Source organism: Flavobacterium sp. GSB-24, from assembly GCF_027924665.1.
Taxonomy (GTDB): domain Bacteria; phylum Bacteroidota; class Bacteroidia; order Flavobacteriales; family Flavobacteriaceae; genus Flavobacterium.
In genome coordinates, this window is record NZ_AP027043.1 from 1,701,085 (window position 1) to 1,717,236 (window position 16,152).

Annotated in this window: 6 protein-coding genes; all 6 read left to right on the top strand. The window is 34.3% G+C overall.

Annotated elements, in window-relative coordinates; genetic code table 11:
- Nucleotides 1-475: 475 nt before the first annotated feature.
- The 6 genes from QMG60_RS07595 to ruvA all read left to right on the top strand — a co-directional run bounded on the left by QMG60_RS07595 (nt 476) and on the right by ruvA (nt 16,152).
- Nucleotides 476-8,704 carry a gliding motility-associated C-terminal domain-containing protein gene (locus QMG60_RS07595; protein ID WP_281867381.1) on the top strand — a complete coding sequence of 2,743 codons (8,229 nt, stop codon included), beginning with the start codon at nt 476-478 and terminating at the stop codon, nt 8,702-8,704.
- A gap of 48 nt (nt 8,705-8,752) precedes the next feature.
- Nucleotides 8,753-9,664, top strand: a complete 912-nt coding sequence (locus QMG60_RS07600) for a type IX secretion system membrane protein PorP/SprF (RefSeq protein ID WP_057117444.1) — start codon at nt 8,753-8,755, stop codon at nt 9,662-9,664.
- Nucleotides 9,665-9,672: 8 nt separating this feature from the next.
- Nucleotides 9,673-11,682, top strand: coding sequence for an OmpA family protein (locus QMG60_RS07605; RefSeq protein ID WP_281867382.1), 2,010 nt, complete (start codon nt 9,673-9,675; stop codon nt 11,680-11,682).
- 937 nt (nt 11,683-12,619) lie between these two features.
- On the top strand, nt 12,620-13,045 hold the full coding sequence (locus QMG60_RS07610) for a CBS domain-containing protein (RefSeq protein ID WP_057117442.1): 426 nt from the start codon (nt 12,620-12,622) through the stop codon (nt 13,043-13,045).
- A gap of 155 nt (nt 13,046-13,200) precedes the next feature.
- On the top strand, nt 13,201-15,492 hold the full coding sequence (locus QMG60_RS07615; protein ID WP_057117441.1) for an NADP-dependent malic enzyme: 2,292 nt from the start codon (nt 13,201-13,203) through the stop codon (nt 15,490-15,492).
- A 78-nt stretch (nt 15,493-15,570) separates the two neighbouring features.
- Complete coding sequence (gene ruvA, locus QMG60_RS07620) at nt 15,571-16,152, top strand: Holliday junction branch migration protein RuvA (RefSeq protein ID WP_057117440.1); 582 nt, start codon at nt 15,571-15,573, stop codon at nt 16,150-16,152.

The window sequence follows — 16,152 nt, forward strand, 5'->3', positions numbered from 1 at the left end:
ATTCAGTGTATTTAAATCTCCTGAATCTACCTTGCTTTCATTTTGTTTCTTACGAAAATATGTGTTTTTGTCAATAAATTCTGTAGGAATTTAATTTAATCATAATTCTTTAAGAAATTTTGATCTGTTCATTATCAAATCTTTACATTTTTACTTTAAAATAGACTTCAACAATTGTTAAATATTGTTGTTTGACGAGTTTACCTGCACTTTGTCGACAATTGTCGTTGCAATCTCTTCCTTATATATACTTTCGTCGCTCCAAAACTACTTTACAAACTAAAAAAACAATTTTGTATTGAACCTATCATGACTATGGTCCAAACGCTACATTATTTATTTAGAGGTCTTTATGAGACTTTTATTGCATTTGCAAAATCCATTTATTCCTTTTTTTCGTATTTCACATACACACTAAAATCAATCATCAATTTTTTAGTGCTTAATATTTCTGTTCCACAAACTCAAGTTTTCTATGCGTAACTTTACTTTTAACTTGTCTAGATTTTCTAGGCACATCTTTCTTATTGTTTTTTTATTAATCTGCACTTACAATGCTTCGGCTCAGTTTTACACTAAGCATTACATTGCACCGGCTCCTTGGCAATACTTTAGTAAAGCTAATGAAATTGTTATTGCAACAAATTCTACAACTCCGGTTACAATTGAAATATTAAAAAGTGACGGTACTTTAATCACAAATTCTTTAACTGCTAGTAAAGGGTCTCCAGCAGTTTATAGATTTGCAGGTTTACCTAAAGATGCACCTGCATTAAAATTAAATACAGTTATAAATGCTGCTGGTTTAATAGTAACGGGAAGTAAACCGATATCTATAAATTTAAGAAATATTGCTTCTGATGCTTTAGGCGGTGAAGGAAGCGATAAAGATATCAAGGGAAACGCCGCATTAACAAGTTTTGGAGATGCAGGAATAGGTATTCGATATAGAATTGGATATTATCGAGATGGATCTCTTGGGAATTTTGGTGGTTATGGCGATCAACGCCCTATTTATAGTATTATGGCTATTACCAATGGTACGTCAGTAAAATTCAATAGTACGTTGATTACTTTAAATGCTGGTCAAAGTTATTTATTTACGGCACCAATAGGAACTTTAGTTGAATCTTCAAATCCTACTGTTATGAATACTTCTGCTGCTATTGACACGCCAGATGGTTGTGGTGATGGGGCTTATAACCAAATTCCTCCAGAAGCAGTTCTGGGTACAGAGTATTTTATTCAAAGAGGTAAAGGAAATGATACAGCAGAACAAACAACTGTTGTTGCAACAAAAGCAAATACAAAAGTAACAGTTGATACATTTTCTGCAACAGGAGTATTGACAGGGACGATTGAAAAAACTTTGTTGAATGCGGGTGATTTTTTTACATTCGGAAATGGTATTTCTAAAACTAATTTTTCTGCATCTAGAGTTTTCGCAACAAATACTGTTGCCGTATACTCGGGTACGGCAAGAGATTGTGAGGTAGATGTTTACACGATTGCTCCAGTATCTCAATGTGGAGGATCTAATTTTATTGAGACGGCAAAATTTAGAAATTATGGAGTAGGTTCTTTACCATACTTTGGATATGTCCTTTTAAAGGATGCTTCTTCAAAAGTATATGTAAACGGACAAGATATAGAAACAAAATCTGGAATTTCGGCTCGCCGTCAATTAGGAAATACTGGCTGGTACTTAATTAACTTTGAAGATACTCAAATAGGAAGCCCAGATGTTCTTTCTTTATCAAGTGACGCAAAATTAACAGTTTCAATAGTGCAGCAAGGAGGAGGATTTACAATGGCAGGTTTTTTCTCAAATTTTGCAGTTCAGCCTGAAGATCCAACTTTTAATTATATTTCTGGTGGTGGTTGTACAAATAATTCAGCATTATTAAAAACACAAACAGGATTATCTCCTTATCAGTGGTACTTAAATGGAGTAGCGATTGCAGGTGCAAATTCAGATACCTATACAGCTACTAAAACAGGTTCATATTCAGTTGCTTCGACTTTAACCTGTGGAGCTCAAACACAATCTAAACCTGTTTCAGTTACTTTATGTACGGATTTAGGTATTGCCAAAACCGTTGATAATGCAACACCATGCGTAGGTTCTAATGTAGAATTTACTGTGAAGTTGAGTAATTTAGGAGGGAATAATTCTACCGGAGTTTCAGTAAATGATCTATTGCCAACAGGTTATACATTCGTAAGTTCAACTCAAACAACAGGAAATTATAACGCTACAACTGGTGTTTGGAGCATAGGAGATGTAAATGGAGGTGCTACAGAAACATTAAAAATAATTGCAAAAGTTAATGCCTCTGGCGTTTATACAAATACAGCATCATTACCATCTACAACAACAGATAGTAATGCTGCAAATAACTCAGCAAGTGTTTCAACTACGCCAAATCCATTGCCAACACTTACAATTAATAATCCAGCATCTGTCTGTTCTCCTTCAACAGTAGATTTAACTTCATCAACTGTTACAGCGGGAAGTTCATCAAATTTGACTTTTACTTATTGGACTAATTCGGCAGCAACAGCTGCTTATGCAACTCCAACTGCAGCGACAGCAGGTACTTATTATATAAAAGCTACCAATTCTTTTGGATGTTCTGTTATAAAGTCAGTAGTAGTAACCGTTGCAACTCCTCCAAATTCAGGAGTTTTGTCTGGGGTACAGAATATTTGTACAGCTGGAACATCAAACTTTACATCAAATGGCAATACAGGAGGAGTATGGACAAGTAATAATACTTCAATTGCTACAGTAAACTCATCAACAGGATTGGTAACTGGAGTTTCCTCAGGTACAGCAACAATAACATATAAAGTAACTGGAACAGGAGGTTGTTCAGATGCAGTTTCTACAAGAACAATTACGGTAACGACAGCACCAAATGCTGGAACTTTATCAGGAACACAAAATATCTGTATTGGCGGAACATCAACTTTTTCATCAAGTGGTGATACAGGAGGAGCATGGACAAGTGATAATACTTCAATTGCTACAGTAAACTCATCAACAGGATTGGTAACTGGAGTTTCCTCAGGTACAGCAACAATAACATATAAAGTAACTGGAACAGGAGGTTGTTCTGACGTTACCTCTACGAGAACTATTACGGTAAGTCCAACACCGATTGCTCCAACAGCTTCAGCACAATCATTTTGTTCAGCTGATAATAAAACAGTAAACGATTTAACGGTTACTAATGGAAGTAATTTAAAATGGTATACTCAATTAACAGGAGGTAGTGCATTAGCTTCAACAGACATTTTAACAACCAGAACTTATTATGTAAGCCAGACTTCTGCAAGTGGATGTGAGAGTTCAAGAACCTCGGTAGATGTCACAATAAATCCAACACCAGTTGCTCCAACAGCTTCAGTACAATCATTTTGTTCAGCTGATAATAAAACAGTAAACGATTTAACGGTTACTACTGGAAGTAATTTAAAATGGTATACTCAATTAACAGGAGGTAATGCATTAGCTTCAACAGACATTTTAACAACCAGAACTTATTATGTAAGCCAGACTTCTGCAAGTGGATGTGAGAGTTCAAGAACCTCGGTAGATGTCACAATAAATCCAACACCAGCTGCTCCAACAGCTTCAGCACAATTATTTTGTTCAGCTGATAATAAAACAATAAACGATTTAATAGTTACTACTGGAAGTAATTTAAAATGGTATACTCAATTAACAGGGGGTAGTTCATTAGCTTCAACAGATATTTTAACAACAAGAACTTATTATGTAAGCCAAGCAACTAACACATGTGAAAGTGCACGAACTGCTGTAAGTGTAATTGTAACTGCAACACCATCTACGCCAATATTGAGCAGTATCACTCAACCGACATGTTCGACTTTTACAGGAAGTTTTACTATTAACAATTATGATTCAACGTATAATTATATAATAACCCCATCAACAGGAGTTATCAATAACGCAGGTACAATTACAGCACCTACAGGAAGCTATACAATTTCTGCATCAATTAACGGATGTTCTTCTGGAAATGTAAGTTTTGCTATTAATTCAATCTTATGTGCCAATGCAGATTCATTCGGAACAAAAACATCTGGATTATCTGCAGTAAATATTGGAAATGTAAAAACCAACGATACATTAAACGGTTTAGCGGTTACAGCAGCAAATACATCAGTAACACCAAAAACTGACGGAGTATTGAGTGTTGATGCAGACGGAGAAGTTACTCTTTCGGCAGATGCGCCAAGCGGGTCATACAGTATTACTTATGAAATCTGCGAAAAAAATACAGCGAACTGTAAAACAGCAGCAGCTACGGTTGATGTTGTAAATGGTTTAGTCGCCAATGCAGATTCATTCGGAACAAAAACATCTGGATCATCTGCAGTAAATATTGGAAATGTAAAAACCAACGATACATTAAACGGTTTAGCAGTTACAGCAGCAAATACATCAGTAACACCAAAAACTGACGGAGTATTGAGTGTTGATGCAGACGGAGAAGTTACTCTTTCGGCAGATACACCAAGCGGGTCATACAGCATTACTTATGAAATCTGCGAAAAAAATACAGCGAACTGTAAAACAGCAGCAGCGACGGTTGTAGTAGACAATAAAATAAAAGCAGTTGTAGATACAATTACACCAATTAATGGAAATATTGGAGGAACAACGGTTGTATTAACAGCAAATGATACCTTAAATGGCAATCCAGTTGTAATTGGAACTAATCCTGGTGAAGTTAGTATAAATATTGTTGGCACTTTACCAACAGGATTAACGTTAAATTCAAACGGAACTATTACAGTAAGTCCATCGACTCCAAAAGGAGATTACAATGTAGAATATGTAATATGTGAAGTTGGCGCTGTACCTGCAAACTGTGATTCTGTGACTATAGTTGTGCCAGTTACATCAGGCGATCTTGTAGCCAATCCAGATACTGTATCGTCAGTTGTCGGGTCAAATACAAATCAAACAGTAAATGTAAATGTTTTAGATAATGATACTAAAAACGGACAAAAATTAGATCCTTCAGATGTAAATCTGACTGTTTCAAAACCAGATCCAAAAGGATATTTAGTATTGAATCCAGACGGAACATTGACTTTAGGAGCTAATGCACCAGCGGGAGATTATGAATTAGAATATACAATCTGCGAGAAATTAAATCCTTCAAATTGTAAATCAAACACAGTAACGGTAACAGCAACTGCACCAAAAATTGAAGCAGTTGCAGATCCTGTAACTTCAATTAATGGAAATATCGGAGGAACAACAATTTCATTAACTGCTAATGATAAACTAAACGGAAATCCAGCAGTTGTGGGAACAGCTTCAGGAGAAGTTAGTTTTGAAATTATTGGAACACTTCCGTCAGGATTTACATTAAATCCAGATCATACTATTACTGTTGCGCCAAACACGCCGGCAGGAAATTATAATGTAGAATACCGTATCTGCGAAAATACTAATCCGACAAACTGTGATTCAGTAATTTCAGTTGTAACGGTTACATCAGGCGATCTTGTAGCCAATCCAGACACTGTACCGTCGGTTATCGGGTCAAATACAAATCAGACATTGAATGTAAATGTTTTAGATAATGATACTAAAAACGGACAAAAATTAGATCCTTCAGATGTAAATCTTACTGTTTCAAAACCAGATCCAAAAGGATATTTAATATTGAATCCAGACGGAACATTGTCTTTAGGAGCTAATGCACCAGCGGGAAATTATGAATTAGAGTATACAATCTGCGAGAAATTAAATCCTTCAAATTGTAAATCAAACACAGTAACGGTAACAGTAACTGCACCAAAAATTGAAGCAGTTGCAGATCCTGTAACTTCAATTAATGGAAATATCGGAGGAACAACAATTTCATTAACTGCTAATGATAAACTAAACGGAAATCCAGCAGTTGTTGGAACAGCTTTAGGAGAAGTTAGTTTTGAAATTATTGGAACACTTCCGTCAGGATTTACATTAAATCCAGATCATACTATTACTGTTGCGCCAAACACGCCGGCAGGAAATTATAATGTAGAATACCGTATCTGCGAAAATACTAATCCGACAAACTGTGATTCAGTAATTTCAGTTGTAACGGTTACATCAGGCGATCTTGTAGCCAATCCAGACACTGTACCGTCGGTTATCGGGTCAAATACAAATCAGACATTGAATGTAAATGTTTTAGATAATGATACTAAAAACGGACAAAAATTAGATCCTTCAGATGTAAATCTTACTGTTTCAAAACCAGATCCAAAAGGATATTTAATATTGAATCCAGACGGAACATTGTCTTTAGGAGCTAATGCACCAGCGGGAAATTATGAATTAGAGTATACAATCTGCGAGAAATTAAATCCTTCAAATTGTAAATCAAACACAGTAACGGTAACAGTAACTGCACCAAAAATTGAAGCAGTTGCAGATCCTGTAACTTCAATTAATGGAAATATCGGAGGAACAACAATTTCATTAACTGCTAATGATAAACTAAACGGAAATCCAGCAGTTGTTGGAACAGCTTTAGGAGAAGTTAGTTTTGAAATTATTGGAACACTTCCGTCAGGATTTACATTAAATCCAGATCATACTATTACTGTTGCGCCAAACACGCCGGCAGGAAATTATAATGTAGAATACCGTATCTGCGAAAATACTAATCCGACAAACTGTGATTCAGTAATTTCAGTTGTAACGGTTACCGGAGGAGATCTTGTAGCAAATGAAGATCTTGTACCATCAGCGGTTGGAGTTAATGTTTCACAAACATTAATAAATGTCTTTACAAACGATACTAAAAACGGAAATGCTCTAATACCGTCAGATGTAAATCTTACTCCAGGAACAGATCCAAAAGGATATTTAACAATAGATGCAAACGGAAATGTTATCCTTGCGCCTAATGCGCCAGCAGGAGATTATGAATTGCCATATACTATTTGTGAGAAATTAAATCCTTCAAATTGTAGTTCTAATGTTGTAAAAGTAACTGTAACAGAACCAAAAATGACAGTATCTGCAAACAGCTACTGTTCAAACAATGTTCCTTATGTAAATTATACAGTTACACCAGATAATTTTACAACAGCGAATCTATTGACAGTTAAATGGATCGACAGCGCAAATAATGTTGTAGCTACTCAAACAAACTTACCATTAAGCGGAAATATTATTTGGCCAGGCGCTATAGTTGACGGTAGTGGAAATGGAGTAGATTGGCCGGGATGGATTTTAAATAACGGACAATGGACAGAAGGTGCAGATGGTTTTGAGCTTACGAGAAATGGAGTAAAATTGGAATTTTCATTAAACCCAACCGTAACGGTTTCTGTAGCTTATCCAGCAGCAACTTCTGGTTGTAACGCTCGTCCGACATTCTCAATCAAAGCAAATAATGATGAGGCAGGACCAATTGATGTGAAAAAAGGAATGAATGCATCACTTAATATTTTTGCAAATGATTTTGTAAATGGGGTGAATCCAAATCCTTCAGATGTTATTTTATCAACTGTTGTTGCAAATCCAAATCTAACACTAAATACAGACGGATCAATCAACATTACTGCAAACACACCAAATGGAGTTTACGAATTGACTTATCAAATCTGTGAAGCTGCAAATACATCAAATTGTAGTCAGGCAACAATTAAAATTACAGTATTGAATACGCTTGATCCTGCTTCTCCAGCATCAAACGAAATTACTTTAGGGAATGATAATAATATTAGTGTAGACGGAATTAATGGTTCTCTAGAATTTGTAAATGTTTTAGATAATGATTTAATAAACGGACAACCGATCAATCCTGCAGATGTTGTGGTAAAACCTTTAACAACGAATGCCTATTTTGAATGGAATGCAGACGGAACTGTAAATGTTAAACCAAATACACCAGGAGGAAATTATCCATTGACGTATCAGGTTTGCGAAAAAGCAGATCCTTTAAATTGTTCAACAGCAGTAATGAATGTTTTTGTTGAAGTTCCAGCAATAGCAGTTATCAAAACCGCAGTATTCAATGATGAAGATAAGAGCGGTTATGCTAATGCAGGCGAAACAATCACGTACAAGTTTACAGTAACCAATACAGGAAATGTACCGCTTATTGGTATTACAATAACAGATCCATTAACTGGAGTAGTAGTTTCTGGCCAGCCAATTGATCTAAATGTAAACGAATCTAATGAAACTAATTTCACTGCAGTTTACAAAATAACTCAAGAAGACATTAATCTGGGCAGTGTTAGTAATCAGGCAATTGCACAAGGTAAAAGTAGTAGAGGTGTAGTTGTTGAAGACAAATCAGATGATTCTAGCAACAATGGCGACAATCCTACGGTATTAGATTTAAATGGATGTGCAATTAAAGTATTTAAAGCTTTCTCTCCAAATGGAGACGAAAAGAATGCAAGATTCTTTATTAGAGGCATAGAATGTTATCCAGATAATACTGTTGAAATTTACAACCGTTGGGGAGTATTGGTTTTCAGTATAGATCAATATAATAATACAGACAGAGTCTTTTTAGGATATTCTAACGGACGTTCTACGATTAAACAAACAGACGGTCTGCCTGTAGGAACCTATTTCTATATTTTGAAATACAAAGACAGTGCTAAAAACCCGCACGAAGAATCAGGTTACTTATACATTAACAAATAAAAATAGATGACGGCTTAGTTCTAGCTGAGCCGTTTTAAAACTTAATAAATGAAAAAATTAATTTTAATTTTTATGTTTTTTTCGATTGTGTCTAATGCGCAGCAAGATGCGCAGTATACTCAATACATGTATAATACAATCGAAGTCAATCCAGCTTACGCAGGTTCAAGAGGAGCTTTAAGCGTTTTTGGATTGTATCGTACGCAATGGGTTGGTTTAGATGGCGCGCCGGAAACAAGCACATTTTCTGTAAATACACCTTTAAGTAACAGCGATTTAGGACTTGGAGTTTCCTTAGTAAATGATAAAATCGGACCAACTGTCGAAAACACTTTATCAGCAGATTTATCTTATACAATACCAACTTCAGAAACTTGGAACTTGTCTTTCGGGATAAAAGGAACAGCAAATCTTTTTAATCTTGATGTCAATAAATTAAGTATGGAAGATCAGGATGATCCACAATTTCAAAACTTAAAAAACAGATTTAGTCCAAATGTAGGAGCTGGAATTTACTATCATTCAGATCGAGCATATATTGGATTATCTGTTCCTAATTTTATAGAAACAAATCGCTATAATTCTGACGACACCGCTATTTTCAAAGAAAAAATCAATTATTATTTAATAGCCGGTTATGTCTTTAATCTGGATCGTTTAGAGTATATCAAATTCAAACCAGCTTTAATGACCAAAATGGTAGAAGGAGCACCTTTGCAGGTAGATGTTTCGGGGAATTTTATGTTTAATGATAAATTCGTTCTTGGGCTTGCATACCGTTGGAGTGCATCAGTTAGTGCAATGGCTGGATTTCAAGTTACAAAAGGAATGTACGTAGGTTATGGTTACGATCATGAAACTACAAGACTTAGAAAATACAATTCTGGATCTCATGAGATTTTCCTAAGATTCGAATTCTTCAATAATTATAATAAAATGATATCTCCAAGATTCTTTTAATGATACCTATGAAAGTAAACAAATTAATTTTGATCTTTTTGCTGTCAGGCTTTTTCTTAAATGTGAATGCACAAAATCCATTCACAAATATGAATGTAAAATATGCAGATAAAAAGTACAGTGAATATGCTTACGCAGATGCAATAAAAGTATACGAAAACTTAGTAACCACAGAAACTAATAACGAAGGATTAATTCAGCGTCTGGCAAACTCATATTATTTTAATGGAGAATTAAAAAGTGCCTTAAAATGGTATGAACAATTATTTATGATAAACCCAGACCAAGAATCTGAATATTTATACCGTTATGCACAATCTTTAAAATCAGCTGGAAACTACCGTAAATCGGATGAAATTCTACAGAAATTTAATGAAAAAGCGGTTTTAGAAAAGAGAGCCGATTTAATTCGAAATGATAAAAATTATTTAGAGGAAATAAAAGAAAATTCAGGTCGATTTGAAATTGGAGATGCGGGAGTTAATTCTCATTTTTCAGATTACGGAAGCACTACTTATAATAACAAAATAATTTTTACTTCGGCGCGCGATACAGGCGGAGTGGTTAAGACTAATTTTCAATGGACAAATAGATCTTTCTCAAGATTATATTCGGCTGTTTTAATGCCTGACGGAAGTGTTGGAAGACCTGAACTTTTAATAAAAAGAAAAAAAGACAAATTCAATGAGTCAAGTCCGATTTTCACAAAAGATGGTCGTACAATGTATTTTACCCGAAATAACTTTACTGATGGCAAGAGAAGAAGCAACGATAAAAATGTAACGCTTTTAAAATTGTACAAAGCAGAATGGATTGACGAAGAATGGAAAAACATAAAAGAACTTCCGTTTAACAGCGACCAATACAGTACTGCACATCCAGCGTTAAGTGTAGACGAAAAAGTATTGTATTTCGCGTCTGATATGCCAGGAACGTTTGGCCAGTCGGATATTTATAAAGTAACTATTAATGAAGGCGGTACATTTGGGACACCAGAAAACTTAGGACCTTCAATTAATACCGAAGGTAGAGAAACTTTTCCTTTTATTTCTGGAGACAACGAATTGTATTTTGCATCTGACGGACGCCCAGGTTTAGGCGGACTTGATATTTTTGCTGTTAGAATAAAAGCAAACGGAACTTTTGATGAAGTTTTAAATGTTGGGGAACCTGTAAACAGTAAACAAGACGATTTCGCTTTTAGCATTGACAGTAAAATTAGAAACGGATTTTTCTCTTCCAATAGAGACAGCGGTCAAGGGTTAGATGATATTTATCGATTTACAGAAACTAGAAGATTAATCTGTGAGCAAAACTTAACAGGAACAGTTACAGATGCAGAATCTAATGAACTGCTGGCCAATACTTCTCTTACTTTATTTAACGATAAGTTTGATCCAGTTGGAACAATCGTTACAGATGAAAAAGGAAATTACATTTTTCCTGCTGTAAAATGCGGCAGAAAATATACTATTAGAACAGCCAAAACAGATTACAACGCAAAAGAAGTTTCTGTAAATATCCAAAAAGACGCAGAAACAACATTAATGATTGCATTAAACAAAGTGTTTGTTCCTCTTGCTGCGAAAAAAATAGAAATCAAAAAAGTTGCAATAAGTCCAGTAAAATTAGGATCGATAAAAGTGGGAGCAGATTTGGCAAAACTATTAAATCTGCCAATGAACTTTTTTGATTTGGGCAAAGCAACAATCAAAAAGACATCAGAACCACAATTAATGAAAGTGGTAAATCTTTTAAATGAATATCCAAAAATGAAACTAGATATTCGTTCACACACCGACAGCCGTTCGTCATCAGAAAGCAATCAGATTCTTTCTGAAAAAAGAGCGCAATCGACAAAAAACTGGCTGGTACAAAAAGGAATAAGCGAAGAACGTTTATCTGCCAAAGGTTATGGAGAAACACAATTAGTAAACAAATGTGCAGACGGAGTTAAGTGCACCGAAAAACAACATATGCAAAATAGAAGAAGTGAGTTTATTATTATAGCGATTTAAAAAAAGGAAATTTTCAATTTTTTAAATTCCAAATTCCAATCATAGAACCCTTTTCTAAATTTTAGAAAAGGGTTTTTTGTAAAAAAATGCTCTGAATTTTGGCATGGTTATACTTTTAATGTTTTTCCAGATATCCCTACGGGATAATATTGATATTATCATCATTATTTTTCTACCAACCCATAACTCCTAGCGGAGTTGCTCTTCTATATTTTTAATGGTACTGATATAACACCTGAGGAATAATATTTTGATGGTTACAATTTTTTTTTCTACCAATCCATAGGTTCTAGCGGAGTCTCTGATTTATTTTTAATGTGCTTTCATATATCCCTAAAAGATAATATTGGGATGATTATCATTATTTTTTCTACCAACCCATAAGTTCTAGCGGAGTCTCTGATTTATTTTTAATGTGCTTTCATATATCCCTAAAAGATAATATTGTGATGATTATCATTATTTTTTCTACCAATCCATAACTCCTAACGGAGTTGCTGTTCAATATTTTTAATGGTATTGATTTAATCCCTGAGGATTAAATGTTCTTTTAAACATCCAGATATAATATTACGATGATTATAATCACTCTTGTATCATGCCATAACTTCTAATGAGTTGCTAATTCATAATATTTAATTCTGCAAAATAACTCCGTTAGGAGTTAATGATTGGTAGAATCCCAAAATATCGCCATGCATTTTGTCCCATCGGGACATTTGATTACTATTTATATAATGTGAATCCTAAACGTTAAAAAATCAAATTTTATTCAAAAAAGAATTGTAAAAAGTTTCTTTCTTTAGTGGATAATTTTGAAAATCTAAATTTTGATGTATTATGTTTAAAATGAATTGCTTATGTTTTTAAAAAATCGATTTCGTTGCAAATCGTGTTTGTTTTTGTTTTAACTTTATAAACCTAAAAATTTTTCATTATGACTGTAGATCAAATACTTAAAGCAAAAGGAAGAAATGTCTATTCCGTTATTTCGAATTTAACGGTTTATGAAGCCTTAAAAGTAATGGGAGAAAAAAATATCGGAGCAATTTTAATTATTGACGATAATAATTTAAAAGGAATCTTATCTGAAAGAGATTATGCCCGTAAAATTGTTCTAAAAGATAAATCTTCTAAAGAAACTTTTGTTCATGAGATTATGGAAAGTAATGTTTTTACAGTAAAACTTTCAGATAATCTTGAAGATTGTATGGAACTTATGAGCGAAAAAAGAATCCGACACCTGCCTGTTTTAGAAGATGGAGTAGTAGTCGGAATAATCTCAATAAGCGATGTTGTTAAGGCAATTATAGAAATTCAAAAAGACACCATTAATCATTTGAATTCTTATATTTCTCAATAAAGCACACTTAAAAACAATAAAAATTTAAAAGGAGTCCAATTTCTATTGGACTTTTTTTATTTATCAAAATGGATTTTAAGAAAAGAAAATGCTAAAAATACGCCATTTTAAAACAAGACTTATATCTTTGTAAGCTAGAATAAAAGCTAAAAATAATGAACAAAGAGAGTAAAAGAAGAGAAGCGTTACTGTACCATTCAGAGCCGACTCCAGGAAAAATTCAGGTAGTTCCAACAAAAAAATATGCAACCCAAAGAGACTTATCACTGGCTTATTCGCCGGGAGTTGCAGAACCATGTTTAGCAATTGCAGAAAACATTGATGACGTTTATAAATATACAGCAAAAGGAAATTTAGTAGCCGTAATCTCAAACGGTACAGCTGTTTTAGGACTAGGAAATATAGGCCCTGAAGCAGGAAAACCTGTAATGGAAGGGAAAGGTTTGTTATTCAAAATATTCTCTGATATTGATGTTTTTGATATCGAAATCGGCACCGAAAATGTTGAAGAATTTATTCAAACCGTAAAAAATATTGCTCCAACTTTTGGAGGTATTAATCTTGAAGATATTAAAGCGCCAGAATCTTTTGAAATCGAAAGAAGACTGGTAGAAGAATTAAATATTCCGGTAATGCACGATGACCAGCACGGAACAGCAATTATATCTTCAGCAGCTTTAATCAATGCACTTGAATTAGCAGGAAAAAAAGCAGAAGATGTAAAAGTAGTAGTTTCTGGAGCAGGATCTGCGGCAATTGCTTGTACTGATTTATACGTTTTATTAGGCGTGAAAGTAGAGAATGTTTTAATGTTCAACAGTAAAGGACTTTTAACAAAAGACAATCCTGCACTTTCAGATTTACAATTAAAATATGCTGTCGACGGACCAAAAATTTCTTTGGCAGATGCAGTAAAAGATGCTGATGTTTTCATCGGATTATCTTCTGGAGATATTCTTTCGCCAGAAATGTTACTAACAATGGCAAAAAGCCCGATCGTTTTTGCAATGGCAAATCCGAATCCGGAAATCGATTATAATTTAGCTGTAGAAACGCGTAAAGACGTTATTATGGCGACAGGACGTTCAGATTTTCCTAATCAGGTAAATAACGTTTTAGGTTTTCCTTACATTTTTAGAGGCGCACTAGACGTAAGAGCGACAAAAATTAACGAAGAAATGAAAATGGCTGCCGTAAAAGCGTTGGCTATTTTAGCAAAAGAACCAGTTCCAGAGCAGGTTAACGTAGCGTACGGTGCAACCAAATTAGGTTTCGGACAAGAATATATCATTCCAAAACCATTTGATCCTCGATTGATTACAGTTGTAGCGCCTGCAGTTGCAAAAGCAGCAATGGAATCTGGTGTAGCAAAAAATCCTATCACAGACTGGGCAGCTTATGAAGACAATCTTCGTGAGCGTATGGGTAATGATAATAAAATGGTGCGATTGATTACAAATCGTGCAAAATTAGATCCTAAAAGAATTGTTTTTGCTGAAGCAGATCAGTTAAATGTATTAAAAGCAGCACAAATTGTTTACGAAGACGGAATTGGATTCCCAATTTTATTAGGAAACAAAGAAGTGATTTTAGAATTGAAAGCAGAATTAGGTTTTGATGCTGATCTAGAAATCATTGATCCTAAGACAGATGAAGAAGAAGTAAGACGTAATAAATTTGCAAATTCGTTTTGGGAAACAAGAGGGCGCAGAGGTGTTTCAAAATTAGATGCGGAGAAATTCATGCGCGAAAGAAACTATTTTGCAGCCATGATGGTTAATGAAGGTGAAGCAGATGCTTTAGTTACTGGATATTCTAGAAGCTATCCTTCTGTTGTAAAACCAATGATGCAATTAATAGAAAAAGCACATAATGCCTCTCTAATTGCAACAGCAAACATGATGCTTACTTCTCGCGGGCCAATGTTTTTATCAGACACTGCAATCAACATTAATCCATCTGCACAAGATTTGATTAACATTGCAATTATGACTTCTAAAACAGCAAAAATGTTTGGTATTGAGCCTGTTATTGCAATGGTTTCATTCTCAAACTTTGGTTCTTCATCTAGCGCAAGCGCGTCAAAAGTTAGAGAAGCAGTTGCTTACTTACATAAAAATCATCCTGAAATGATCGTTGATGGAGAAATTCAGGCAGATTTTGCTTTAAATCCAGAAATGTTGCAGGAGAAATTCCCATTCTCTAAATTAGCTGGTAAAAAAGTAAATACATTGATTTTCCCTAATCTAGAGTCAGCAAATATCACTTATAAATTGTTGAAAGAATTGTATAAAGTGAATTCAATCGGACCAATTATGATGGGTATGGGTAAACCAGTTCACATTTTCCAATTAGGGGCAAGCGTAGAAGAAATGGTAAACATGGCTGCAATCGCTGTGATTGATGCACAGGAAAAAGAAAACAAAAAGAATAAAATCTCACAATAAACGTTCTAACAAGGATTGAATAACTTTGTCGTAATTTTATGGCATTTTTATTATATTTGATACTAATAAAGTATATTTATGATAGCACATTTGCAGGGAAGATTAGTAGAAAAAAATCCTACAGAAGTTGTAATTGATTGTGGAGGAGTTGGTTATCAGGTGAATATATCACTGCATACCTTTTCTTTAATACCAAATTCTGAAAATATAAAATTGTATACGCATCTTCAAATAAAAGAAGATGCGCATACTTTATATGGTTTTGCAGAGAAATCGGAACGCGAAATTTTTAGAATGCTGCTTTCTGTTTCAGGAATCGGTGCAGGAATTGCGAGAACTATGCTTTCGTCAATAGAACCAAAACAAATTATAAATGCGATTGCATCAGGAGATGTAGGCGTAATTCAATCTATAAAAGGGATTGGGAACAAAACAGCACAAAGGGTTATACTTGATTTAAAGGAAAAAGTGTTAAAGTTGTACGATTTGGATGAAGTTTCAGTAGTTCAAAACAATACAAATAGAGATGAAGCGTTATCTGCTTTGGAAGTTTTAGGTTTTGTTCGTAAAGCGTCTGAAAAAGTAGTAGAAAAGATCGTTAAAGAAGATCCAGAAGCTACAGTAGAAACAATCATCAAAAAAGCTTTAAAAAGCTTATAA

Coding starts and splice junctions, on each gene's coding strand:
- QMG60_RS07595 (WP_281867381.1), top strand. CDS start 476: ATGCGTAACTTTACTTTTAACTTGTCTAGATTTTCTAGGCACATCTTT.
- QMG60_RS07600 (WP_057117444.1), top strand. CDS start 8,753: ATGAAAAAATTAATTTTAATTTTTATGTTTTTTTCGATTGTGTCTAAT.
- QMG60_RS07605 (WP_281867382.1), top strand. CDS start 9,673: ATGAAAGTAAACAAATTAATTTTGATCTTTTTGCTGTCAGGCTTTTTC.
- QMG60_RS07610 (WP_057117442.1), top strand. CDS start 12,620: ATGACTGTAGATCAAATACTTAAAGCAAAAGGAAGAAATGTCTATTCC.
- QMG60_RS07615 (WP_057117441.1), top strand. CDS start 13,201: ATGAACAAAGAGAGTAAAAGAAGAGAAGCGTTACTGTACCATTCAGAG.
- ruvA (WP_057117440.1), top strand. CDS start 15,571: ATGATAGCACATTTGCAGGGAAGATTAGTAGAAAAAAATCCTACAGAA.